Raw genomic sequence first — 25041 nt, 5'->3', positions numbered from 1 at the left:
GGGGACCTGGATCAAGCGTCGCCCTCTCCCTCGGAGTCGTCGCTGGGCCCCGGGGCCCTGGAGGGGTGACGTCTACCGCTGGAGGATCGCGAGGCGCCGTCGTCGCTGTCATCCGGTTTTCGCTCACGATCCCCTTGGGTCCCGTCTCGCTTGCCATCCTCGCGATCCAGGCCTTCGGGAAGATAGAGCCGAGATGCCGGAAGGGCCAAACAGGCGCCATGCTGGTCGATGATGTCACGAATCTTCAGCAGGATGCCCTGCTTGATCTCGTGGAATCGCTGCCAATCCGTTTCGAGGGTGAAGGCGTAGATCATGATGTCCAGCGAGTACTGACCGTAGGTGACGAAATTGACCGTGATCAACTCGTCCTGATTGATCTCCTCGTGTTGCTGCAGCAGCTCGCGAATATCATGGGTGATGTTCTCGATCTTGCCGATATCCTGATAGCGGATGCCGATGGTCTCCCACAGGCGGCGGCTGACCATCCGTGTCGGGGTCTCGACCGAAATCTGGCTGAACCAGGCATTGGGGACATAAAGGGGCGGCCCGGCGAAGGTCCGTACGGTGGTCAGGCGCCAGCCGATGTCCTCGACGATGCCCTCGATCTGGCGCTCGGGCGAGCGGATCCAGTCGCCAACCACGAATGGTTTGTCCAGATGGACCACCATGCCACCGAAGAAGTTGGCGATGACATCCCGTGCGGCGAAGCCGATGACCAGGCCGCCGAACCCGCCCATCGCGAGGATGCTCGACATCGACACGCCCAGAATCTGCAGCCCGATCAGCAGCAGCGTGACGATCAGTACGGCACCGACGATCTTGGTCAGCGCCGATGCCGAGGTCGGGTCGACGGGCTTGGCGTGGCAATTGACCGGCGGGAACACCAGCCGCTGCTCCAGCCGCCGGAACAGGCGAATGCCGCCCCAGCCGACGAGCAAGAGCGTGATCAGTGCGCCGAGACGCGAGAACACGGTCGTCAGTCGCTCGATCTCGAAGTGCGCGCCGATGATGCCCAGGCCGACCATCAAGGCCGTGATCCAGACCCACCAGCGCAGTGGCAGGCGCAGGCCATGGAGAATGGGATCGTCCCAGCGGCGGGGCGAGTCGCGAAGACGACGCTCCATCCGGTTGAGCGTGAAGTACAGCACGAGATCGATGATGACAGCGGCAAGGAGGATCAGCGCCGGCAGCACGATCCAGCCAGGGATGTGGAGCCACTGGCCGAGCGCTTCCTGCGACTGGCTGAAGAGATGGGTGACGCTATCGGAAATTTCCATTCACCTGCTTTCTTGTTCGCAACTCGCGGCGGCATGGCGCTGCGAATGAATGGGTGGGCACACCGGTAACTCCCGGACGGTGCGTCGGATGGAGAAAAGCGTAGCGGGGTGCCAGGGTGTGGTCCACTCGCTTACCGGGTTGACCTCGGGGCCGGTGTCACCGCAGGCAGCAGCGTTTGGCTTTCTTGCCGCTTCCACATGGACAGGGGGCATTGCGCGACGGGCTATCGACGGGCGGTGGATCGATGATGCCATCGACATAGCGCCAATCGCCGCGGTGACGGCGGAAGCGGGAGCGCTCGTGAAGGATCTGGTCCGGTCCGGCGGAGCCGGCATGCCGGGGACGGGAGCGCGCCTTGAATTCGACCGTGGCCCTCGCGCCGGCGGTGCGGGCGTCGACGATCTCGAGTCCCAGCCATTGATGGTCCCGCCGATCGAGCGAGGCACTGGTCAGGGTCGGATCGAGCGCGCTGGGGTCCCAGGTGCTGATCAGATAGCTGCCCAGCCCGCCCAGCGCAAAAGCCGTATAGCGGGAGCGCATGAGCGCCTCCGGCGTCGGGGCGGATTTCTCCAGGCGATGGTAGATCCCGCAGCAGCGATCGTACGACCAGCCACTGCCGCAGGGACAGGGAAGGGCGCCTGGCGCTTCGGTAACTGTGGTTGGAACATTCATTTGGGTAAACTACGCTATCATTTGTCTCTGAATGTTAATGGTGCACTGCGCTTTAGGCGAAGTTGTGGTACAAGAGCGGCGCCGATTGTCAGAACCATCGTCAAGCCAGAACCAACGCCAAGTCACTCGACATGTGGGTCGACCACCTATGTTTCTCGACGAGTTCCATTCTACCGACGCGAACCGCATCTGTATCACGGCGGAGCAGGCCAGTCGGTTCGCGCGACAGATCGCGGGTGATTACAACCCGATTCACGACCCCTGTGCGCGCCGTTTCTGTGTCCCCGGTGACCTGCTGTTTGCGCTGGTCCTGTCTCGCTATGGATTGTCCCAGCACATGACCTTCCATTTTTGCGGCATGGTGGGGGATCGCGTGGCGCTGAGCTTCCTCGAGGATGAATCAGGCACCGTCAGTGTCGTGGACGAGAACGGCAAGCGGTATCTGAGCGTCAAGCGCAGCGGCTGGACGATCCGCGACCCCTCCACGGTGGAGACGTTTACCCGTCGCTACGTCGCCTTCTCGGGTCGCAATTTCCCGCACTACCTCAAGCCGCTGCTCGAGGAGAAGGGCGTGATGTTCAACCCCCGGCGTCCGCTGGTGATCTACGACAGCATGGGGTTCTCGCTCGAGGATCACGATCCCTGCGATCTGGATCTCGACTTCGCCGGTGCCAATCTGGCTGTGAAAGGCAAGCGCGGGGAAGCGCATCTCGAGTTTCGCATGAGCTGCAACGGCCACGACGTGGGGATCGGCTCCAAGAAGCTCGTGATCAGCGGCCTGCAGGATTACGACGCGGAAAAGATGGACACCTTCGTGACCAACTTCGCCCAATTGAAAGCCGCCAACCCCTGCTCGGCGTGATACCCGGAGGCCGCGCCAGCGCCGCCTCCAGGTGGCGATTGATGTCACATCGAACCAGACGATTCGCGTTTTACCGTCCGAACCGCCGATAATGTCATTCACCCTGATCCCGCCGCGGCCCGATGGCTGTCGGCGAGGGCTGTTCACGTGAATGGGACTCGTCGTGAAAGAACACGTTACGCCGTTTCAGTTTTTTATCCTGGCGCTCTCTTTCTACGTCCTTGGCGCCATGCTTGCCGATATATTCCTCGATGTGCCTCCTGAGATCAGCCGGCTCTTCGGCTACTTGGATTACCTTGTCTGCTTCTTCTTCTTCATCGACTTCTGCCTGCGGTTCTACCGGGCGCCCAGCAAATGGCGCTACATGCGGTGGGGGTGGCTGGATCTGCTGGCATGCATCCCCGCGGGCTGGCTACAGGCGGCGCGCTTGGTGCGAGTCGTTCAAGTCATCCGCGTGCTGCGTGCGCTGCGATCGCTGGAGCTGATCTGGCAACTGCTATTTCGCAATCGCGCCCAAGGCGTGCTGGCTTCGGCCGCGACCGCCACCGTGCTGCTGGTGATTTTCGGTGCGATGACGGTGCTGATGGTGGAAGCCCCGGATCCCCACAGTCCGATCAATACCGCCGAGGAGGCGCTGTGGTGGGCGGTGGTGACCGTCACCACGGTGGGCTACGGCGATTACTATCCGGTCACGACGATGGGACGTGTGGTTGCCGTGATGCTGATGGTCTGCGGCGTCGGCCTGTTCGGCAGTTTCGCCGCCTACGTCAGCTCGTTGTTCGTCGAGGATCAGGGTGAATCCGAGTCACGCCAGCATCAGGCCAACCGGCGGATGATGCGCCATATGATCGAGCAGGTGAGCGAGCTTCGGGAGGAGATCGATTCGTTGCGACAGGAGCTGCACGACCATCGCCAGGAACTGGCCGAGCGCCATGGGCGTGGCGATAGTGCGGATCGATGAGCTCGATTGGGAGAGTCCATTGCCAGAAAAATATAAGGGTGCTAATATCTTTTCATCGAATGCAGATGCTTTGCAGCAGTCGTTCGAGTCGCGTCTCCTAGTAACACCCCGCCTCGCCCGCGCATCCCCCCTCTTGCGCGGGCTTTTTTTGTTCCGGCATTGCCGAAAGCCCGCGACTACCAGCTCTTGTAGGGCAGGAACTTGCCGCTCATGGTAACCACGACGCGGTCTCCCTTGGGGTTCTCTTCCCGTTCGACTTCCATCTCGAAGTCGATGGCACTCATGATGCCGTCGCCGAACTTCTCCTGAATGACATCCTTGAGCGTGGGACCATAGACGCCCACGATTTCGTAGAGCCGGTAGATCAGCGGGTCCTGGGGGATTGCCCCGTCCCACGTCTTGGTGGGGAAGGCCTCCAGGGCTCTCGCCACGTCGTCGCCGAGTTCCAGCGCATCGGCGATCTTGCGCGCGGTTTCGGGCGAGGCACTATTCATGCCGTGGCAGGCCGACGCGATCCAGACCGGCGAGTGACCGGTCATCTCGCCCAGCGACTCCCAGCTCAATCCCTTGCGCGCCTTGGCGGCCATCAGCGTGTGGTGCATTTCCAGCTTGTCCATGGGTCAGTCTCTCCATCTTGGTGTCGATAGGGCATCCCGCGGATGCCCTGGCATGTATTGATCGGATCCCTTTCGTGTCGCGGCTGACGTCAAGCCTTGTTCAGGCCAGGTCTCGCTTGGGTCCGGTCTTGACGTGGGTGGCGTAAAGCGTGAGTCCGGTGAAGGCGAGCCCACCGGCCAGGTTGCCTAGCACGGTCGGTATCTCGTTCCACCATAGGTAGTCCATGACCGAGAAGCCGCCGCCCATGATCATCGCGGAGGGGAACAGGAACATGTTGACGATCGAGTGCTCGAAGCCCATGTAGAAGAACAGCATGATCGGCATCCACATCGCGATCACCTTGCCGCTGACGGAGGTCGAGACCATCGCTCCGACCACGCCCATCGAGACCATCCAGTTGCAGAGCATGCCGCGGATGAAGATGGTCGCCCAGCCGGCGACGCCGTACTCGGCGTAGCCCAGCGTGCGCGATTCGCCGATCCCGGCGATCTTATCCCCCACGACGCCCGGGCCAATGGAGAAGCCGTAGGTGAAGATGAACGCCATCATCAAGGCAACGGTCAGCGCCCCGCCCAGATTGCCAAGAAACACCCAGCCCCAGTTGCGCAGCACGCGATTGAGCGTCACGCCTTGACGTCGGTCCAGCAGGGCCAGTGGCGTCAGCATGAACACTCCGGTCAGCAGGTCGAAGCCCATCAGATAGAGCATCACGAACCCAACCGGGAACAGGATCGCGCCCACCAGTGGCTGGCCGGTCTGCACGGTGATGGTGATGGCAAACGCCGCCGCCAGCGCCAGGATCGCCCCGGCCATGTAGGCGCGAATTATCGTGTCACGGGTGGACATGAATATCTTGGATTCACCGGCATCGACCATCTTGGTGGTGAATTCGGCAGGGAGTAGATAGGACATGACGCTTTCCTCGATTGTGATTGTGTATGAAGCGTTATTGCTCGTCTGTCAGGACAGGAATCGATCGGGGTTGTCGTGGATCGGCGGCCTCTCCGACCAGACCGGGTCAGGTCCGGCCGACGGTCTCCTCTGGCAGCAGCACCACGTCGTCGCCCTCGAAGGCAACCGGCCAGCAGCGCAGGCGCTGGTCGGGATCTTCCAGGCACAAACCATCTCGCAGTCGAAAATGCTGCTTGTAGATCGGGGAGGCGACCACCAGCTCGCCGTTCAAATCGCCGACGATGCCGCGGCCGATCACGTTGGCGCCGGAAAACGGATCGTGGTTGTCCACGGCGTAAAGCTCACCGACGGCTTCGGGTCGGGTAGAAAGCTCACCGACGGCTTCGGGTCGGGTAGACAGCTCACCGACGGCTTCGGGTCGATTAGACGGCTCGTCGGTCGCTTCGGGTCGACCGGGTAGATAGAAAATCGCGATCTGATGGCCCTGGTGCCAGGCGACGACGCCAGAGTCAGCGACCAGATCCTCCCGCGAGCAGAGGCGGACACGCTTTCTCCCCGCCACGGCGAGTTCAGAGGCTTCGAGAATGGCAGTGCTCATGAGGTAATCTCCGTAGCCAGGGCGGCGATCTCTTCGGGCCTGGCCGGGCGCGGTTGATCACGCTCGCTGACCGCAATGATGTCTGGATCGCTGCGCTGGTCGTTGACGAAGGTGCGGAAGCGCTTGAGCTTCTCCGGGTCCTTGAGCGCACCGGCCCACTCGCACTCGTATTGATCGACCACGTGCTGCATCTGTGCTTCGAGCTCTGCGCCAAGACCCAGGCTGTCTTCCAAGACCACCTGCTTGAGGTAGTCGAGGCCGCCGTCGAGGTTTTCTCGCCATACCGAGGTGCGCTGCAGGCGGTCGGCGGTGCGGATGTAGAACATCAAAAAGCGGTCGATGGTCTTCAAAAGCGTCTCGTCATCGAGATCGGTGGCAAAGAGCTCCGCGTGGCGTGGGCGCATGCCGCCATTGCCGCAGACGTAAAGGTTCCAGCCGTGTTCGGTGGCGATCACGCCGACATCCTTGCTCTGCGCCTCGGCGCACTCCCGCGTGCAGCCGGAAACGGCGAACTTGAGCTTGTGCGGCGAGCGCAGGCCCTTGTAGCGATTCTCGATGGTGAGTGCCATCGCCACGCTGTCCTGCACGCCGTAGCGACACCAAGTGTTGCCGACACAGGATTTCACCGTGCGCGTGGATTTGCCGTAGGCGTGGCCGGTCTCGAAGCCGGCTTCGATCAGCTCGCTCCAGATCTCCGGCAGTTCGTGAAGCTGCGCGCCGAACAGATCGATGCGCTGGCCGCCTGTGATCTTGGTGTAAAGATCGTACTTCTTGGCCACGGTGCCGATGGCGATCAGCTTGTCCGGGGTGATCTCGCCGCCGGGAATGCGCGGCACCACCGAGTAAGTGCCGTTTTTCTGCATATTAGCCATGAAGGTATCGTTGGTGTCCTGCAGCGGCACCAGCGAGGGGCTGGTAATCGGTGCGTTCCAGCACGAGGCCAGGATCGACGCCACTGCGGGCTTGCAGATATCGCAGCCCAGCCGCCCCTTACCGTGACGGGCATGGAGCGCCTCGAAACTTTGAATGCCCTCGACACGGATGAGGTCGTAGAGCTCCTGGCGGGTATAGGCGAAATGCTCGCAAAGGCTGCGGTCGACTTCGACCCCGCGACTTTCCAGCTCATGCTCGAAGACCTGCTTGAGCAGTGCCGTGCAGCCGCCGCAACCGGTGCTGGCCTTGGTGTCGGCCTTGAGTGCGCCAAGGTCTGTGCAGCCGTTCTCCACGGACTGACAGACTGTCCCCTTGGAGACGTTGTGACACGAGCAGATCGTGGCGCTTTCCGGCAGGGCATCCGCACCCAGCAGTGGCGCGCCCTCGCCCTGGGGCAGGATCAGGCTGGCCGGATCGGCGGGCAGCGCGATGCTGTTCTGCACGTATTGCAGGAGCGTGTCGTAGTCGCTGTTGTCCCCCACCAGCACGGCGCCCAGGGCGCGCTTGCCGTCGCCGGAGACCACCAGCCGGCGATAGCCGTGGCCGGCTTCGTCGATGAAGCGGTAGCTCACGGCGCCTTCGGTCGCCCCATGTGCATCGCCAATGGAGCCCACGTCGACGCCAAGCAGCTTGAGCTTGGTCGACATGTCGGCGCCGCTGAACGGCTCGCCGCTATCGACCAGGCAGCCGGCTGCCGTGCGCGCCATGGTGTAGCCGGGGGCGACGAGGCCGAAGACCTGGCCGTTCCACAGCGCGCATTCGCCGATGGCGAAGATGTCCGGGTCGGAGGTGTGGCAGGTGTCGTCGATCACGATGCCGCCACGCTCGCCGATCTCCAGGTCACAGTCGCGGGCCAGCCGATCCTGCGGTCGAATGCCGGCCGAGAACACGATCATGTCGGTCTCCAGCCACTCGCCGTCGGCGAAGTTCATGCGGTAACGGTGGGTGTCGCCAGCGACAATCTCGCTCGTCGCACGATCAAGATGCACCTGCACGCCCAGCGCTTCGATCTGACGCTTGAGGGCCTCACCGCCCTCGGCGTCCAGCTGCACCGGCATCAGGCGGGGGGCGAACTCGACCACGTGGGCCTCGAGCCCCAGCGACTTGAGCGCGTTGGCGGCCTCGAGGCCCAGCAGGCCCCCACCGACCACGACGCCGCGGCGGATTTCCCGATCTTCCAGTGACAACGCCGCCTCGCGGATGCGGTCGAGATCGTCCAACGTTCGGTAGACCAGACGGGCATGGCCGCTGTCGTCGGCCTCGGACGCGGGGATCGGCGGCACGAAGGGGTAGGAGCCGGTTGCCAGGATCAACTGATCGAAAGCGTAGCGGCCGCGCTCGGTCACGACGTTGCGGGCGCTGCGGTCGATCGAGATGACCGCTTCGCCCAGGCGCAGGTCGATACCGTGTCGGGCACAGAAATCCGCCTCGCCCAGCGCCAGCGCACCGGCGTCGCTGCCGCTGAAGTAGTCGGAAAGGTGCACGCGGTCGTAGGCGCGATGACGCTCCTCGCCGAAGACGCTGATCGCATAGCGATGGTGGGCTCCGCGCTCCACCAGTTGCTCCAGGCAGTAGTGGCCGACCATACCGTTGCCGATCACCAGCAGGCGGGGCTTGTCGGTCGTGGCAACCGGGGCTTGTGTCGTCATGGGTGTCGTACCAGGGGCGTGTGTCATGCCGCTTCCTCCAGTTTCCGGGTGGCGTTATCGGCCAGAAGTCGTGTGGCGTCATCGGCGCCGAACAGTAGTACGTCACGGCAGGCGCTCAGGTCGTGGGCTTCACGGGCGTGATGGAAATAGCCGGGGCCGGCGGCGGTATCGCCGTAGAGCACCGCGCCGACGAGACGATCGTCGTGCAGCAACAGCCGACGGTAGTCGCCGTTCTCGGCATCGGCGTAGGTCAGCGTCTCGTGCCCCGGCGGAATCTCGACCGGGCCGAAGGCAAAGATCGAGATATCCGCGATCTTGAGCCGGGTTGCACACGGGATCTCGCGATAGGGGGCGCTGCGCTGGCCGCAGAGCCGAGCGGCGAGCACATCCACCTGTTGCCAGATGGGGTCGACCAGGCCGTAGGTGCGTCCCTCGAACTCGCAGCACTCGCCGAGGGCGTGAATGGCGGGGTCGCTGGTCGTCAGCGTCGCGTCGACGACGATGCCGCAGGCGGTGCTCAGTCCGGACTGTCGGGCCAGTGCCGTACGGGGCGTGATGCCGGCGGCCACCACCACACAGTCGGCAGGCAGCCGGCGGCCATCCTCCAACCGCACCGCGGCCACGTTGCCATCGGTATCGCCCTCGCAGGCGGCCAGCCGGGCGTGGGTCTCGACGGTCAAGCCGCGGCTCTCCAGTTCGGTACGCAGCCAGCTCGCCGCCGTCTCATCCAGTTGCCGGTTCATCAAGCGCTCGCTGCGCTGGAGCACGGTGACGGCCAGCCCTCGCTTGCGCAGGCCTTCCGCCGCCTCCAGTCCCAGCAGCCCGCCGCCGATGACCACCGCACGGCTACCCACAGGTCGCGACGTGAGCCAGGCGGTATCGACGAGATCGCGGAATCCGCCGACATTGCCCAGCCGAATGCCGGGAACGTCCGGCAGGGCAGGACGCGAGCCGGTCGCCAGTACCAGGCGGTCGTAAGCCACCGGTTCGCCCCGGTCGGTGTGGATCCGGCGTCGTCGCCGGTCGATGGTGACCACACGTTCGCCCAGCCGCCATGTCACACCCGCTGTCGCGACGTGCTCGAGGGGAAGATCGAGCGCGTTGCGCTCGATCTCGCCGGCCAGCCAGGGTGACAGCAGGATGCGGTTATAGGCCGGCGAGGCTTCCTCGCCAATGACCGTGATGCGGTCGGGGCGGTCCGGTCGTTTCAGCAGTGCGCTCAGCAGGCGATGGCCGGCCATGCCGTTGCCGACGATCACCAGGTGCGCCGGTGCGCCGCGGTTATCCGAGGGCGGGTTCCGGGAAGCGTTCGGAAAGCCGTTGTAGGAATCGTTCTGGGACATGAGATATCTCCCGACGTCATGGTCATCTCTTCGGATAGTGGCCAGCAACGAAAAAGGCGCCTGATGACACGAAGCGGGGCTTCGCGGCATCAGGCGCCTTTGCCTGAAATTCGAACAGTGTCTGTCTTGCTGTCATGCGATGGATGCCGGCGGCATTGCGGGCATCGTTTAGCGTCGACGCGACCGTCGTTGGTCGTCGTCATGTCGTAGGAAGCGAAAAGCGTGCCAGCACGATCCCGATATCGCCATTTCAGCGAGATGGGGAACTATTCGGGCGCCGGAAAGATCGAGGTCGGGCGCCGGAGAAGTCGGGTTTGCGCAACATCGGTGCGCAGGCGGCGATGGCTGCACCAATGCGGGCCGTAGCGCCCGTCGAGGCGTGGGGCGAGGCCGGTAACGCCATGGGTCGAATGCGGCAAATCCTTGTTCTTCGGCTTTTCTGGCAATGTTGGACCCGTTCTTGCCTGTTTCAGGTCATCAAACGAAGTTGATCAGAGAGTCCTCGTCCCGATGGACACGGTCGATGCCAACGGCGGCATCGATCCAGCCAGGGCGATGAGACGATCGATAACGCGCGGGCGGACAGTCATCTGTTTCGCCGCCAGCAGGCAACGAGGCCTGACGTCACCTTGAGTGATGTCAGGCCTTTTGCGTTTTTGGAGGCTCGCAATGTCAGATCGGCAGGCCAAGGGCCGTTCGATTACCGAAGACACCGCTACCGGTCCGGCGATTACGGACACCACCACCTGTCCGCCTTTCAAGGACACCACCACCTGTCCTTATTGCGGCGTCGGGTGTGGGGTCATCGTCGAGCACGACGGCGAGCGGGTGAGCGGCGTCGAGGGCGATGGAGCGCATCCGGCCAATTTCGGCCGGCTCTGCGTCAAGGGCAGCGCCTTGCACGAGACCCTGGGCGAGGAAGGGCGCTTGCGACACCCCCGTGTCGACGGCAAACCGGTGGACTGGACGACGGCGCTGGACGCCGTGGTCACCCGGTTGGCGTCGACGCAGCGCGAGCACGGCCGGGACGCGGTAGCGGCGTATCTCTCCGGCCAGCTGCTGACCGAGGACTATTACGTCGCCAACAAGCTTTTCAAGGGCTTTCTCGGCACGCCCCACGTGGATACCAATTCACGACTCTGCATGGCCTCGGCAGTGGCGGCCTACAAGCGCGCCTTCGGAGCCGATGCCGTGCCGTGCTGCTACGAGGACCTTGAGTGCGCCGAGCTGGTGGTATTGGTAGGTTCCAACCTGGCCTGGAACCATCCGGTGCTCTACCAGCGCCTGAAGGCGGCCAAGGCGCGTAATCCATTGATGCGGGTGGTGGTGATCGATCCGCGCGTGACCGACAGCTGCGAGATTGCCGATCTCTACCTGGGGCTCGAGCCGGGTAGCGATGCGCGGCTGTTCAATGGCCTGCTGGCGTGGATGGAGGAGAAAGGTCGGGTCGATCGCCGTTATCTGGAGCGCCACACCCAAGGCTTCGAGGCGGCACTGAACGCCGCCCGCGAGGACGACACCCGCCTCGCGGGCATCGCCCGCGACTGCGATATCGACGTCGAACGGTTGGAGACCTTCTTCTACTGGTTCGCGACCCATCTGCACGTGGTGACGCTCTACTCCCAGGGCATCAACCAGTCGAGCAGTGGCACCGACAAGTGCCAGGCGATCATCAACTGCCACCTGGCCGGGGGCAAGATCGGGCTGCCGGGGGCCGGGCCGTTCTCGATCACCGGCCAGCCCAATGCAATGGGCGGTCGTGAAGTCGGCGGGTTGGCCAACCAGTTGGCCGCGCACATGGACTATCACACCCCGGGTGCCATCGATCGGGTCACCCGTTTCTGGCAGACGGCCTCGCTCGTGCCGACGTTGCCGAACGAACCGGGGCACAAGGCCGTGGAGCTGTTCGACGCCATCGAGCGTGACGAAATTCGCGCGATCTGGATCATGGCGACCAATCCGGTGGTCAGCATGCCCGACGCCAACCGCATCAAGCGCATCCTGGCGGCCTGCCCGCTGGTCATCGTCTCCGACTGCATGGCCAACGCCGAAGTGCTGGAGGTGGCGGATATCGTGCTGCCGGCCAGCAGCTGGGCGGAGAAGGACGGCACCGTGACCAACTCGGAGCGCCGGATCTCGCGCCAGCGGGGGTTGCTTCCGCCGCCCGGTGAAGCGCGCCACGACTGGTGGATCATGAGTCGGGTCGCGGCCGGGCTGGGCTTTGGCGAAGCCTTCGATTATGCGCATCCCGCCGATATCTTCACGGAGCATGCACGGCTTTCCGGATTCGAGAACTCGCCCGACGAGCAGGCCGAGGGCGGGCGAATTTTCGACATATCCGGCCTGGCCGGGCTCGACCGCACCGGCTACGAGGCGCTGGCGCCGATCCAGTGGCCAGTCAACGGTGGCGCCCCTCGGGGTACCGCACGGCTGTTCGAGGATGGCCGATTCGCCACGCCGGATGGCCTGGCGAGACTGCTGCCGGTGCGCCCGCGGGGGCCGCAGCAGGAGATCAGCGTTCGGCGGCCGTTGCGACTCAACACCGGACGAATCCGCGACCAGTGGCACACCATGACCCGTACCGGGCGCGCGTCTCGTCTGATGAATCATCGCCAGGAGCCGTTCGTCGAGATGCATCCCGTCGATGCCGAAAGCCATGGGATCGCCGACCAGCAACTGGTCGAGCTCGTTGGTGTCGAGGGGCGGTATCGGGCACGAGCACGGCTGGCCAAGGGCCAGCGACGTGGCGAGCTGTTCGCGCCAATGCACTGGAACGACGCCTTCAGCGGCCAAGCCAAGATCGGCGGACTGATCGCGCCGATCACCGATCCGATCTCCGGTCAGCCCGAATCGAAACAGGGCGCGGTGAGTCTGAACGCGCTCGAGACGGCCTGGGAGGCGACATTGATCGTCGCCGGCGATCTCGCCGGGACGGTGGACCCACGCGACGACTGCGCGTACTGGACGCGCATTCCGATGGCTCACAGCCTGCGCTGGCAGCTTGCCGGCGAGCCGACCTTGGAAAATCACGACTGGCTGGCCTGGGTCGAGAGCCGGCTGCCCCTGCCGGCGACGCAGTGGAGCCGTGACAGCGCCCGGGGGCGGCTGCGCGCCAGCGGTCTCGAGGCGGGTCGACTGCGCTGGTGGCTGATGGTGGGGCCGCCGGCGGCATTGCCAGCCCTGCACTGGCTGGATGCGTGTTTCGCCCCTGGGCCGAATGCGTCGCTGGACCCGGCCACGCGCCGACGCATCCTGGCCGGTTTTGCCAGCGGTGCCCGCGATCAGGGGGCGATCGTCTGTAGCTGCCACCAGGTCGGCCAGCGCTCGATCGTCGAGGCGATCCGTGCCGGCGATGCCAGTGTCGAAGCCCTGGGGGCCAGGCTCGCCTGCGGTACCCAATGCGGCTCCTGCCTACCGGAATTGAAATCCCTGCTCGATGAGGAGAGCGTCCATGTCAGCGTATAACCCGTCACGCCCGGTATCGATCAAGGTGGGTCAATGGATGGCTCGCGTCTGGCAGATCGGCCGGGAGCGCCTGGCGAACGAAGGCCGGCGTTCGACGATAGGCACGTCGTCGGCCGAGCGCGGCCAAGTCTATCTGGTCGGGGCCGGCCCGGGGGCGGCGGATCTGCTGACGCTGCGTGCCGCGGGTCTGATCGAGAGCGCCGAGGCGATCGTCTACGATCGGCTGGTGGGTGAGGATATCCTGGCGCTGCTCCCACGGGGTTGCGAGCGCTACTACGTCGGCAAGGCGCGCGGCCACCACAGCGTGCCCCAGGCGGAGATCGGCCGCCTGATGGTGCGCCTGGCCCAGGCCGGCAAACGCGTGGTGAGGCTGAAGGGCGGCGATCCGGGCATCTTCGGCCGCATGGGCGAAGAGCTTGCCGCGCTCGCCGAAGCCGGGATCCCGGCAGAGATCGTCCCCGGGATCACCGCCGCGTCCGGTGCGGTAGCGGCCATGGGGCTGCCGCTGACGGATCGCGCCCACGCCCAGCAGGTTCGCTTCATTACCGCCCAGGCCTGCCGTGAGGATCAGGCCCTTGACTGGCGTGGCCTGACACGGCGCGACGAGACGCTGGTGTTCTACATGGGCCTGAGTCATGTCGAAACCATCTGCGAAGAATTGATCGGCGCCGGGCTGCCCTCCGACTGGCCGATCATGCTGACCGCCAACGCCTCGCTGTCGCAGCAGCAAGCCCTGGTCGGTACGCTGGCGGACATGCCGGCGCGACTCGCCGCCAGCCCCTTGCCGTCGCCGTGCCTGATCGTGGTGGGTAGCGTGGTGACAATGGCCAGCGCCTGGGTCGGACGCGACGCGATGGCCACAGATCGCTGAATGGCACTGGGCAGGGTGGCCGCCGGCGCGTAAACTCCGCGCCTTCCTCTCGATCGGAAACGACCATGAGCCAGCCATCAGGAACGACCATGAGCCAGTTGCCTCCCTGCCCGCAGTGCGGTTCCGAATTCAGCTACGAAGACGCCAGCGTTCTCGTCTGCCCCGAATGCGCCCACGAGTGGACCCTCTCCGAGGCCACGAGCAGTGATGCCGACTCCCGGCGCGTTACCGATGCCCATGGCACACCGCTGGTCGATGGCGACAGCATCACCGTGATCAAGGACCTCAAGATCAAGGGCTCTTCACAGGTGGTGAAAGTGGGCACCAAGGTCAAGAACATTCGTCTGGTCGATGGCGATCACGATATCGACTGCAGGATCGACGGTATCGGAGCGATGAAACTCAAGTCCGAGTTCGTCAAGAAGGTCTGACATCGACAAGGTCTGACATCAAGAAGCTCTGACATTGAATCGACGCCGGCTCCGGCGAGGGGTCCATCGGGCTCCTCTAGCCGTCGATCGGCTTGGGATTCAGCATCACGAGTGGCCATGATGGACTGGAAGAACTCTCGGTTGGACCGCGCTGACACGCTCGGCATCGAAACGGTATCGCGTTGGACCTTCGACGCCTGGGGCGGGCTTCACCCGCACACGACCTTCGACGAATGGCGGGACGACACCCGCGAGGATTGCGGTGCCAGAGGCGTGCCTTCGGTATTCGTGGCCATGAACGATGGCGAGCCGATAGCTACTGCGAGCCTGACACTCAGCGACATGAGCACTCGGGCCGCCATGGGGCCCTGGCTCGCCTCCGTTTTCGTCCTGCCGGCTTGGCGCGGCCGCGGTATCGCCTCGGCATTGGCGGCGGCGGTGGAGACCGAGGCCCGGGAAGCGGGTTGTCGGCGACTTTATCTCTACACACCCGACCAGGTGGCGCTCTACGCGCGGCTGGGCTGGGTGCCCTTCGAATCCGTGATCTATCGTGGCGAGCGCGTCACGTTGATGCACCGGGACCTCTGAAAAAAGCCGCTACCCTAGGGCAGCGGCGAAGATCGCATGGACTCGCGATGGAAGAGGGGCGTGATGGAGAGGGGCGTGATGACAAGGCGTCATCGCAAGGGGCGCGCCCAGCCGGGAGCAGCCTCCCGCTCGGCATTCTGAGCGACATGGCGCTCGCCGTCGGCCTGGCGATAGGCCGCATCTTCGGTCGCTTCTGTCTCCGTGGAGAACCTGACCGCGAGCGCGAATAGCGAGGCGGCGATGACTGCCAGGCCCAGATAGAAAAGGCCCTGTTGGTAGGAGAGCGACTCCGAGCGAAACAGGAAGCCGGCGGCCACGGCTCCGGCATTGCCGCCGGCGCCGACGATCCCCGCCACCGCGCCCAGCGCCTGCTTGTTGATGAACGGCACGACCCCGAAGGTGGCGCCCTCGGCCATCTGCACGAACAGGCTGAACATCAGCATGATGCCGATCGCCACGGCCAGGGTCTGCATCTGGGCGAAGCCCAGCAGCGCCACGCCCTCGCATAGCAGCGCGATGAACAGCCAGCGCACGCGCCCCTTGAGCCCGCCGTTGCGCGCGAACAGGTCCGAGAACACGCCGCCGAGAGTGCGCGCGAACAGATTCATCAATCCGAACAGCCCGGCGATCAGCCCCGCCGTGGCCAGGTCCAGCGAGAAGGTGTCGAAGAAGTAGATCGCGGCGATGTTGTTGATCGTGAGTTCCACGCCGAAGCAGGCGGCATACACCACGAACAGCGCCCAGACGCGGATGTCCCGGGCCGCGGCGGTAAAGCTCTGCAGGGCGCCGTGTTCCCGGGTGGCCGGCGGCAGTTCGCCACGCGCCCGCAAGTCGCTGAAGTTTCCGTCCGGCGCGTCCTGGGTGAAACGGTAATAGGCCAGGCCGGTCAGCAACAGCACGATGCCGGGCACCACCATCGCCAGCCGCCAGCCCAGGGTCTCGCTGACACCCAGCATCAGCACGCCGGAAAACACCAGCGGCATCAGGATCTGTGTGGTGCCGCCACCGAGGTTGCCCCAGCCGGCGGTGGTGGCATTCGCCGTGCCGACCACGTTGGGCGCGAACATCACGGTGGAGTGGTACTGGGTGATGACGAAGGACGCGCCGATCGCGCTGATCGCCAGTCGAGCCAGCAGGAAGCTTTCGAAGCTGTCGGCCAGGCCGATCGACATGACCGGTAGCGATCCCAGGCAGAGCAGCCAGGTGTAGGTCTTGCGCGGACCGAGCCGGTCGCAGAGCAGCCCGATCGCCAGCCGGACGACGATAGTGATGGCGACCGAGGCGATGATCGTGTTGCCGATCTGGCTCTTGGTCAGACCCAGGTCGTCGCGGACGACGGCCATCAGCGGGGCGATGCCGAACCAGCCGAAGAAGCAGACATGGAAGGCGAACCAGGATAGATGGAAGGCGCGCATCTGCGGCGTGGAGAAACTGAACAGGCGGATCTTGTTGGCTTTGTGGCGGATGTCCATGAAGATCTCTCTCCGATGGTGACGGGCATGAAAAAACGGCGTCCACCGCTCGTCATGCCGGGCATGAGAAGCGATGGACGCCGTTGTCCGTTGCGGGCCTCGGCCGTCGTTGGCCGGGCGCCGCGATGATGGGTCGGGAGTCGTCTGACGACGTCCCGGTCGGGCCGCCTTTGGTCCGAACTCATCGAGTCAAGCAGAAGGCATACCAGAATCGCCGTTAGCGACGAGATTCAACAACATAAGCCCGATCCGGTGATGCGCGACGATGGGAGCGCGGGCGGATGGAGCCTCAGGCCGGTGCAACGTCCCCGCCCACTGCACCAACAACGTCTGGCGGGCGGTTCGAAGTCCTGGTTCAGGCTCGCCGGGGTTCAGAGGTGCTTCGAGGAGAGCATCTCTACCAGGTCGATCACGTTCTGGGCGACCTCGATCAGTGGCTTGCTCTGGTCCATGGCGGTCTTGCGGAGAAGCCGATAGGCCTCGTCTTCGGACAGCTGCCGGTGCGTCATCAGCAACCCCTTGGCGCGATCGATCCGCTTGCGGTCGCGCAGGGTCCTGCGGGTGCTTTCGAGCTCGTCGCTGATCTGCTGGAGTCTGGCGTTCTGCAGCTGTACCAGCTCGATCAGCGAGCGGCTGAAGCGTGAATCCATCGCATTGGCGGTCAGTGCGCCGAGGTTTGACGCCTGATCCGCTTCCGGCGCCGACATCAGCAGGTTCACCGGGGTTACCCACTGCTCACCGTTCAGCGCACCCTGGCGATCCGAGGCATCCTCGATGTCGCGCTCGGTCTGGGCGATGCGCTCGCGGCAGTTATGCTGAAGCTCTTCCACCAGACGATCCTCGATCCCCTTCATGGCGTCGATACGCTGGGTGGCGATGGCATACCACTGCTCGCCCGGGGCGTCGAGATCGTCGGGGAGTGGCGCATCCAGTGTCGCCAGTTCACGCAGCCGAACGATGGCGGCATGGATCGGCTGGTCCAGCTCATGGCGCCAGCAAGAGATCAGGTCGGCGCTGGCAAACTCGGCGAAGGTCTCGAAGCAGCGGTGCTGGGCATCGATCAGTTGCCGCATCGTGTGGCAGTGAGCTTCATCGAAGGCGCCCGAGGTGAAGCCGAAGGCGCCGCAAGCGCGCTCCTGCCCGGCCAGTTCCTTGCCCTGGATGAAGTGAAACAGGCAGACCAGCACGCGGGTGATTTCGGCGTCACTGGCCGTGTCCGCAGCTTCGAAGATGACCGACAGCAGATTGCTGATCAGCCGATTGAACAACCTCACGGCGTCGTCCGCGGTCAGGCGTTGCGCGTCGATATCGAGACGGATGCCGGGGAGGGCGTCGAGTCCGTGCCAGACCGCCGCGACCCGCGTCAGCAGACGGGCACCGGCGAGGCGGTGCGAGATTCGGTCTGCCTCGTTCGGTGTCGCCCACTCCTCCAGGCGCTGGCGCAGCGTGGTCTCGGCCTGAAGGCTGTCGGCGATTCGCTGATGCCGCTGCCTGGTGAAGCGCAGGCCACCTGAGCCGAGATAGATGCTGGAGGCGCCTCGCTCACGTTGCAGTGCATGGACGAAACGAGTGATATCGCCGACGACGGCAGCGGTTTCCGCCAGGCCAGTTAGCTGCTCGATCTCGGAAATCTTGGCCGCGCGCAACAGTCGGTCGATCGCGTTCATGGGTCACGGAGCCTCAATATCGGATTATTGTTATCGACGCCATCACGGCAAGGCGCTGCCGGCGCAGTCGTGATGGCGTGCTCTACCAAGGTCGTAAATGACTCTACCGCGTACGCCGTGGAGGCGCACGCGGTCAGCGCGTTGAGATGACAGGAAGCGGCAAACCGGATCGATCATGGCCGATGCGACACCGCGAGCGACGCGATCAATGGCAGGAGAGCGGGCGCAATCAGCTTTCCTTCGAACGGACTTCGTATTCTCCGTCGAGCACACGCTGAGAACGCCCGGCAGGGGCTCCATCGCCATGGTCGGCGCTGCCGCCGGCATATTGCGCCCGGGAGGCGCGCACTTGTTCGGCGCGTTTTTTCATCCGGTGGCGAAGAAACGGTAGCATGGCCCAGCCGATGACGAGGAAGAACAGCCCCAGCAGGGTACCGATGATCAGCATGGCGCCGAACAGTAGCCAGGTCAGCAACAGTCGAATCCCACTGGCTCCCTTGCCGGGGCGAGTCTGCTGAACCCGCTCGCGCCACTGCTGGGCGGCGCGCCAGGCGGCGTTGTCGTTCTGGCGGTTGTCGGTCATCCGTTGTCACTCCCGTTGTCGAGATGTTCGGAATTCAGCGCCTCGCGGTGCAGGTCGAGTTCGAACTGCGCTCGCTGCGCATTGTAGCCCTCGATCTCGACGTGCCCGTTACTATCGACCTCGAGTTCCGCGAAATGTTGCATTCCCCCGGCCCGAGCCTGGGAGAGTGCAGCGTCCAATTCTTCTCTGGTCAGTCCCCAGTCCGGAGCGATCGACTTCCGCTGACTCTCGCGCGTCAGCGCCCCATCGTTCAGCGTCATCGACACGTCGAGTTCCCAGCCGTCGGCGCGCCAGCCTTCGATCTCGAAACGGTTGTCATCGTGATCGGCATCCAGTTTCTCGTAGCGATTGAAACCGTAATCTTCCGCGCTGTTGAGCAGCCTCTCCAACTGGCCGTAGGAGAGCGAGGTGTCGTCGGCCAGGGCGTTGGCACCAAAACCTCCGCCAAGGGCGACGGCAGGGAGTATCCATAGGCGATGTTTCATCACGTACCTCCTGAAGGACCGTTTCCGGTAGACGCGGATCGCGTCAGTCGAACGGGGTCGACACTGTCACCCGTTATACGCGCGCAGACCTTGCGTCGAACTGACGGCGACATTCATATTGCGTTAATCGCCCCTCGATGGCCGATAGGGATGGTGCTCGTCCGGCCGAATGTTCATGTCGGATTCATGGCGATTGCGGCACACTGGCGACATGAAACTTCGCAACCTCCTCATGCTGCTGATCGTGACCCTGCCATTGATGATGAGCGGGGCACTCGTGCCCGTGAGCGCCGATGGCGACAATTGGCGGGATCTCCACAAGGAGGTCAAGGAAGGCCATCTGGTCGGTATCGACGAGATCATGGACTGGCTGGAAGCTCGCTACGAAGGGCAGATTCTCGAAGTCGAACTGGAGCAGGAGGATGGCCGGATCGAATACGAGGTGGAGATGATCGGGCCTCAGGGGCAGGTAGTGGAGTTCGAGTTCGATGCAACCAGTGGCGAGCTGCTGAGCGTCGAGGGAGTCAATATCGAGGCGATGAAGAAATCGCCGTGAACGATTGTCGCCGCCGAGCAGCGACGGCGGGCGAGCCTGGAACCGGGGAGTCGGTAATGAAGGTACTGTTGGTCGAGGACGATGCGGCGCTGGCCGAGGCGCTGGCCGATGCCCTGGCCGAGGCCGGGTTGCTGATCGAGTCGACGACCACCGGGCAGGAAGCCGACTTCCTGGTCCGCACCGAGCGTTACGATGCGATCATCCTGGACTTGGGATTGCCCGATGGCGACGGCACCCGCTGGCTCTCCCAGTGGCGGGAGGACGACATCGATCTGCCGGTGCTGGTCCTGACGGCGCGGGAGCGCTGGTCGGACAAGGCCGCGGGCTTTTCCGCCGGCGCCGATGACTACGTGGTCAAGCCGTTCGAGACCGCCGAAGTGCTGTTCCGCCTGCGCGCGCTGGTCCGGCGCAGCCACGGCCATGCCCACCCCGTGATTCGGGTGGGAGAGCTGACCCTGGACACCCACTCCGGCAGCGTCTCGCTGGCGGGCCGCCCCATCACGTTGACCGCTCAGGAGTCCCGGCTGCTCTCCTACCTGATGCACGCCTCTCCACGCATCGTCAGCCGGGCCGAGCTGGTCGAGCACGTCTACAACCGGGATCATGAGCCCGACTCCAATGTCATCGATGTGCAGATCAGCCGCCTGCGACGCAAGTTCGGTCGTGCCCGGATCGAGACGCTCCGAGGCCAGGGTTACCGTCTGGTCGATCTCGAGGCCGATACTTGAAGCGTTGGCAACCCCGCTGGATTCTCCACCTGGGCGAGCGTCTGCGCCTGGCGCCACTGGGCGCGCGTCTGCTGGTGGCATCACTGCTTCTGGTCATCGTGCTGCTTCCGCTGGCCGGTGTCGGGCTGAGTTACAATTTTCGCCAATCCGCCACCGCCTCTTTCGATAGCCGGCTCGAATCCCAGCTCAATGCCCTGCTGGCCGGGATTCAGGTCGACAGTGTCGGCCAGCGCCTTCAGCTCAATCGCTCGCTGGGCGACGCTCGCTTCGACCGCGTCTACTCCGGCTGGTACTGGCAGGTGAGCGACGGAGGCGATCTCACCATGACGTCGCGCTCGCTGTGGGACCAGCGGCTGCCCATTCCGGGCCACCACAACGGGATCAATATCTATGAAGTCAACGGCCCGCGTGACGACGCGCTTCGCATGATCGAGCGCGACCTCCGGTTGCCTGGCTACAGTGACGTCATCCACGTGGCACTGGCGGGTTCGACCGCCGAGCTGGATCACGAGGTCGGGCGCTTCGAGCGATTGTTGATCCTGTCGCTGGCCGCCTTCGGTGTGTTGCTGCTCGCGGGGTTGGCGCTTCAGATGCGCTGGGGGCTGGCGCCACTGAGACGAATGTCCGCCAACCTGCGGGCAGTGGAGGAGGGTGAGATCGAGCGGCTGGACACGCAGTTGCCGGTGGAACTCAAGGAGCTGGCGCTGGCCATGAACGGCGTGCTCGAGCGCGACCGGCGCTTGATCGAGCGAGGTCGTGCGGCGGCCGGCAACCTGGCGCACGCGCTGAAGACGCCGGTCAGCGTGCTCAAGACCCTGTCGGAGCGCTTTCCCGAAGAGCAGCGCAGGCCCATCAACACCGAGTTGACGCGCATCGACGACGCGGTGCGCCATCACCTGGCGCGAGCCTCGGCGGCTGGCGGCGTGGCATTCTCCGGGCGTGTGGCGATCGGCGATGCGATCGCCCCGGTGGTGCAGGGGCTGGCCAGACTCGCGGAGCGTCGCGGCGTGCGGTTCGATGCCGATATCGACCCCAGGGCGGCGGCGCGTATCGACCCGCAGGATATCCAGGAACTCACCGGCAACCTGCTGGAGAACGCGCTGCGCTGGGCAAGCACCAGGGTCTCGTTCACGGTCTCCCAGGTACCCCAGGGGGTTCGCCTGCGTATCGAGGACGACGGTCCAGGAATGACGCGTGCCCAGGGTGAGTCGGCGCTGGCGCGGGGGGTGCGCCTGGATGCCCGGGGTTCGGGCTCGGGGTTGGGGCTGTCGATCGTCGAGGATCTGATGATGCTTTACGGCGGCACCCTGCGCCTCGAGCGAGCGGCGCTGGGCGGGCTGGCGGCCGATGTCTGGCTGCCTGCGTCACCGGTTTCTGCCCAGGTGGGCAATGCTGCCGGCCCGACATCGCCACCCGATTGATCGTCTTCCGCTCGACGCCCGCGGTAGCCGTGCCCGGTCGCCCCGACCTGTCACCAGGTACGCAGCTGGCCTCGCACCACGGTTCGGAATCCGCGCTGGTCCGGTGACTGGATCGCCGCCAATGCCAGCTGCAGCGCCTGCTGGGCAATTTCCGGCAGGTTGTGGTGAATGCAGGGGATGTGCACCCCGAATACGTCGCTGTGCTCGATGTCGTCGATGCTGAACAATTGGACGTCCCGTTGCGGCACGACGCCCTGTTCGTGGCAAAGCTTCAGCACCGCCATGGTGATCTGGTTGTTGGCCCCGATGATCGCTTCTGGCCAGGAGTGGTCGCGCAGATAGTCGCGTAGCGCCAGATAGGCGGGCTCGAAGCTGAAATCGCTGTAGATCACCTCGAGCGACACCGGTCGGCTGCCGATCGCTTCACGCAGCCCGGACATTCGCCCGATCGAGACCATCGAGTCGACCGGACCCGACACGGCGAGCAGTTGCGTCAGTCCCTTCTCCAGGCAATAGCGCCCGGCCTGATAACCGCAGTCGAGATTGTCGATGTAGACGCCGCCGTAATGCGCGGCCTTGAGCTCGCGGTCGACCAGTACCACGGGAATCCTCGCCGCCTCCAGGCGATCCAGATAGGCCGGGTGATAGTCGATGTCCGAGGAGATGACCGACAGGATGACGGCATCGACGGAAAACTCGATCAACTTGCCGATCGCCTCGTCTTCCAGCGTTTCCGACTCGTAGGAGTCGAACACCAGCACCGTATAGCCACGGGCTCTGGCGGCCAGCGTGATCTCCCGAGTCATCCGGCCGAAGAACGGGTTGCTCATGTTGGGGTTGACCACGCCCAGCGTTCGCGTGATCGCGGGATCGCGATTGGCTGTCTGCGACTGGGGCACGTAATTGAGTTCACGGGCGATTCGTAATATCTGACTACGGGTCTCGGCGTGTACCTTCTCCGGCGAAGAGAAGGTCCGCGAGACGGTAATCTTGCTGACCCCGGCCTGTCGGGCAATATCTTCGAGCGTGGTTCGAGGCATCGACCTCATCTCCCTGGTGACACTCATGATTTTCGACCTGTCGAGAACATGACCGGCAAGCCGACGACCTGTCCCGGCGCAGTGACCATCATGAGCATCTAATATCATTTTGTGTCATTTTCTAACATCGATATTGTCCGTGAGAGACTGGTTTTTCTCTACTACTTAGGTCTATTCAGGGCATTAAACATTGGTCTAATGTTTTTTATATTATTGATTTTAAAGGATAATTTAAAATAATGTCGGCTTGATTCCTTCAGTGTTAACGCTATGATTTCTTCTTGATGTCATGTGCGTCAGGGCAGGCATCCATGAATGCACGGTCGATCCTCTTCATCGCAACGCCAGCCTGGGTAGATCGGGTCGGATCGGATCCGTGGGATTGTTCGATGCTCGGCGCGATAGCCGTCGAATATGACCGCCGTCGACAACATAGCAATAACGAGCGCTACGAGAGGAATTCCAGATGAGACTTGCCTTGTTCATTTCAGGTGTCGGGATCGCAGGCTTGAGTGCCTGCTCCGCCGCCATGGCACAGAGCACGGAAATCACCGTCGCCACGGTGAACAACCCCGATATGGTGACCATGCAGAGCATGATGTCGGCATTCAACGATGCGCATCCGGATATCAAGGTCAACTGGGTGACGCTACCGGAAAACGAGTTGCGGCAGAAGGTCACGACCGATATCGCCAGCGGGGCGGGCCAGTACGACGTGGTGACCGTGAGCAACTACGAGACCCCGATCTGGGCGCAGAACGATTGGCTGGCGCCGATGGAGAACCTGCCGGAGAGCTATGACGTCGATGACCTGCTCAAGCCGGTCAAGGATGGTCTGTCGGTGGACGGCACGCTCTACGCCTTGCCGTTCTATGCGGAATCCTCGGTGACCTACTACCGCAAGGATCTGTTCGAGAAGGCCGGTATCGAGATGCCGGACAAGCCGACCTGGAGCCAGATCGAGGAGTTCGCGTCCAAGATCCACTCGCCCTCGGATGGCGTCTATGGCATCTGCCTGCGCGGACTGCCCGGGTGGGGCCAGAACATGGCGCTGTTCGGCACCATGGTCAACAGTTTCGGCGGTCGCTGGTTCGACATGGACTGGAAGCCGCAACTGACCAGTGAAGAGTGGAAGAACGCGGCCCACGCCTATGTCGACCTGCTCAACAACTATGGCCCGCCGGGCGTGACCTCCAACGGCTTCACCGAATCCGAGACGCTGTTCGCCAACGGTCAGTGCGGGATGTGGGTGGATTCCACCGTCGCGGCGAGCTATGTGAGCGACCCGGAAACCTCGCAGGTCGCCGACAAGGTAGGCTTCGCTCAGGCGCCGTACGAGACGACTGAGAAAGGCTCCAACTGGTTGTTCACCTGGGCGCTGGCGGTGCCGCAGTCCTCCAAGCATCAGGACGCGGCGAAGACCTTCGTCGATTGGGCGACTTCCAAGGACTACATCCAGGCCGTGGCTGACGACAAGGGCTGGCTGGCCGTCCCGCCGGGAACGCGCCAATCGACCTATGCCAGCGAAGCGTACGTCGAGGCAGCACCGTTCGCGCCGCTGGTCGAGACGGCGATCAAGAGCGCCAGCCCGAACGACCCCAGCGCGCAGGAAGTGCCCTATACCGGCGTTCAGTTCGTCACCATTCCTCAGTTCCAGGCGATCGGGACACGGGTCGGCCAGCTGATGGCGGCGATGCTGTCCGGTCAGAGCAGCGTCGATGAAGCGCTGCAGCAGGGGCAGACCTTCACCGACCGCATCATGCAGCAGACCGGCAAACCGCAGTAAGCGATTCGCCACGGACACCGCCGAGCCGCCATGGCGATCGGCGGTGTCGCTGCGTAAGTCGGACCAGTGGTTGCATGACGCAATCCAAAGCCACGGGAATCACGCATGAAAGCCATTTCTCG

General features: G+C 63.9%; 22 protein-coding genes. 10 read left to right on the top strand and 12 right to left on the bottom strand.

Annotated features, from left to right (window positions below):
- Positions 1 to 11: 11 nt before the first annotated feature.
- Both DOM54_RS17320 and DOM54_RS17315 read right to left on the bottom strand, forming a co-directional pair.
- Positions 12 to 1277, bottom strand: coding sequence for a mechanosensitive ion channel family protein (locus DOM54_RS17320; protein WP_110717528.1), 1266 nt, complete (start codon positions 1275 to 1277; stop codon positions 12 to 14).
- Between the two features lie 157 nt (positions 1278 to 1434).
- Complete coding sequence (locus tag DOM54_RS17315) at positions 1435 to 1950, bottom strand: YchJ family protein (RefSeq protein ID WP_110717527.1); 516 nt, start codon at positions 1948 to 1950, stop codon at positions 1435 to 1437.
- Between the two features lie 148 nt (positions 1951 to 2098).
- Here DOM54_RS17315 and DOM54_RS17310 point away from each other — a divergent pair, with 148 nt between their 5' ends.
- Complete coding sequence (locus tag DOM54_RS17310) at positions 2099 to 2812, top strand: DUF3581 family protein (protein ID WP_110717526.1); 714 nt, start codon at positions 2099 to 2101, stop codon at positions 2810 to 2812.
- A 163-nt stretch (positions 2813 to 2975) separates the two neighbouring features.
- A complete protein-coding gene (locus tag DOM54_RS17305; protein WP_206019135.1) occupies positions 2976 to 3773 on the top strand; it encodes an ion transporter in 798 nt (265 codons plus the stop codon).
- Between the two features lie 176 nt (positions 3774 to 3949).
- Here DOM54_RS17305 and cynS read toward each other — a convergent pair whose 3' ends face one another.
- The 5 genes from cynS to DOM54_RS17280 all read right to left on the bottom strand — a co-directional run bounded on the left by cynS (position 3950) and on the right by DOM54_RS17280 (position 9826).
- A complete protein-coding gene (cynS, locus tag DOM54_RS17300; RefSeq protein WP_110717524.1) occupies positions 3950 to 4390 on the bottom strand; it encodes a cyanase in 441 nt (146 codons plus the stop codon).
- Positions 4391 to 4490: 100 nt separating this feature from the next.
- On the bottom strand, positions 4491 to 5303 hold the full coding sequence (locus tag DOM54_RS17295; RefSeq protein WP_110717523.1) for a formate/nitrite transporter family protein: 813 nt from the start codon (positions 5301 to 5303) through the stop codon (positions 4491 to 4493).
- A gap of 106 nt (positions 5304 to 5409) precedes the next feature.
- Positions 5410 to 5901, bottom strand: coding sequence for a nitrite reductase small subunit NirD (locus DOM54_RS17290; protein WP_110717522.1), 492 nt, complete (start codon positions 5899 to 5901; stop codon positions 5410 to 5412).
- Positions 5898 to 8483: a nitrite reductase large subunit NirB gene (gene nirB, locus DOM54_RS17285; RefSeq protein ID WP_110717521.1), complete on the bottom strand. Its 2586-nt coding sequence runs from the start codon at positions 8481 to 8483 to the stop codon at positions 5898 to 5900. The genes DOM54_RS17290 and nirB overlap by 4 nt, the downstream gene beginning before the upstream one ends.
- Positions 8484 to 8506: 23 nt before the next feature.
- Positions 8507 to 9826: an NAD(P)/FAD-dependent oxidoreductase gene (locus DOM54_RS17280; RefSeq protein WP_110717520.1), complete on the bottom strand. Its 1320-nt coding sequence runs from the start codon at positions 9824 to 9826 to the stop codon at positions 8507 to 8509.
- Positions 9827 to 10495: 669 nt separating this feature from the next.
- Here DOM54_RS17280 and DOM54_RS17275 point away from each other — a divergent pair.
- From DOM54_RS17275 to DOM54_RS17260, 4 genes are all read left to right on the top strand, one after another.
- On the top strand, positions 10496 to 13291 hold the full coding sequence (locus DOM54_RS17275) for a nitrate reductase (protein WP_110717519.1): 2796 nt from the start codon (positions 10496 to 10498) through the stop codon (positions 13289 to 13291).
- The gene (gene cobA / locus DOM54_RS17270; protein WP_240613951.1) at positions 13278 to 14162 is read left to right on the top strand and encodes a uroporphyrinogen-III C-methyltransferase; all 885 of its coding nucleotides are present in this window, start codon (positions 13278 to 13280) and stop codon (positions 14160 to 14162) included. The genes DOM54_RS17275 and cobA overlap by 14 nt, the downstream gene beginning before the upstream one ends.
- An 89-nt stretch (positions 14163 to 14251) precedes the next feature.
- Positions 14252 to 14593: a zinc ribbon domain-containing protein YjdM gene (locus tag DOM54_RS17265; RefSeq protein ID WP_110717517.1), complete on the top strand. Its 342-nt coding sequence runs from the start codon at positions 14252 to 14254 to the stop codon at positions 14591 to 14593.
- 117 nt (positions 14594 to 14710) lie between these two features.
- Entirely contained in the window at positions 14711 to 15181 is a 471-nt protein-coding gene (locus DOM54_RS17260) for a GNAT family N-acetyltransferase (RefSeq protein WP_240613950.1), read from the top strand.
- An 89-nt stretch (positions 15182 to 15270) separates the two neighbouring features.
- On the opposite strand, the gene DOM54_RS17255 is transcribed toward DOM54_RS17260, so the two are convergent.
- The 4 genes from DOM54_RS17255 to DOM54_RS17240 form a co-directional block, all read right to left on the bottom strand.
- Positions 15271 to 16653 (bottom strand): MFS transporter, encoded by a 1383-nt coding sequence (locus tag DOM54_RS17255; RefSeq protein ID WP_110717516.1) that lies wholly within the window; start codon positions 16651 to 16653, stop codon positions 15271 to 15273.
- Positions 16654 to 17024: 371 nt separating this feature from the next.
- On the bottom strand, positions 17025 to 18320 hold the full coding sequence (locus DOM54_RS17250) for a nitrate regulatory protein (protein WP_110717515.1): 1296 nt from the start codon (positions 18318 to 18320) through the stop codon (positions 17025 to 17027).
- Positions 18321 to 18549: 229 nt separating this feature from the next.
- A complete protein-coding gene (locus tag DOM54_RS17245) occupies positions 18550 to 18903 on the bottom strand; it encodes a hypothetical protein (RefSeq protein WP_110717514.1) in 354 nt (117 codons plus the stop codon).
- Positions 18900 to 19388, bottom strand: a complete 489-nt coding sequence (locus tag DOM54_RS17240; protein WP_110717513.1) for a hypothetical protein — start codon at positions 19386 to 19388, stop codon at positions 18900 to 18902. The genes DOM54_RS17245 and DOM54_RS17240 overlap by 4 nt, the downstream gene beginning before the upstream one ends.
- Positions 19389 to 19599: 211 nt before the next feature.
- Between DOM54_RS17240 and DOM54_RS17235 the strand changes: the two genes are divergently transcribed.
- From DOM54_RS17235 to DOM54_RS17225, 3 genes are read left to right on the top strand one after another with little or no spacing between them, the layout of a single operon-like run.
- Positions 19600 to 19944, top strand: a complete 345-nt coding sequence (locus DOM54_RS17235) for a PepSY domain-containing protein (RefSeq protein ID WP_110717651.1) — start codon at positions 19600 to 19602, stop codon at positions 19942 to 19944.
- A 56-nt stretch (positions 19945 to 20000) separates the two neighbouring features.
- A complete protein-coding gene (locus DOM54_RS17230; RefSeq protein WP_110708248.1) occupies positions 20001 to 20672 on the top strand; it encodes a response regulator in 672 nt (223 codons plus the stop codon).
- Positions 20669 to 22093, top strand: a complete 1425-nt coding sequence (locus DOM54_RS17225; protein WP_240613949.1) for a sensor histidine kinase — start codon at positions 20669 to 20671, stop codon at positions 22091 to 22093. The genes DOM54_RS17230 and DOM54_RS17225 overlap by 4 nt, the downstream gene beginning before the upstream one ends.
- Before the next feature lie 50 nt (positions 22094 to 22143).
- On the opposite strand, the gene DOM54_RS17220 is transcribed toward DOM54_RS17225, so the two are convergent.
- Entirely contained in the window at positions 22144 to 23133 is a 990-nt protein-coding gene (locus DOM54_RS17220; protein ID WP_162619907.1) for a LacI family DNA-binding transcriptional regulator, read from the bottom strand.
- A 466-nt stretch (positions 23134 to 23599) separates the two neighbouring features.
- Between DOM54_RS17220 and DOM54_RS17215 the strand changes: the two genes are divergently transcribed.
- The gene (locus tag DOM54_RS17215) at positions 23600 to 24919 is read left to right on the top strand and encodes an ABC transporter substrate-binding protein (protein ID WP_110717511.1); all 1320 of its coding nucleotides are present in this window, start codon (positions 23600 to 23602) and stop codon (positions 24917 to 24919) included.
- Positions 24920 to 25041 lie beyond the last annotated feature (122 nt).

It is taken from the genome of Salinicola acroporae (assembly GCF_003206615.1).
In the GTDB taxonomy this organism is placed as follows: Bacteria; Pseudomonadota; Gammaproteobacteria; order Pseudomonadales; family Halomonadaceae; genus Salinicola; species Salinicola acroporae.
This window is presented reverse-complemented; position numbering and strand designations above follow the sequence as displayed.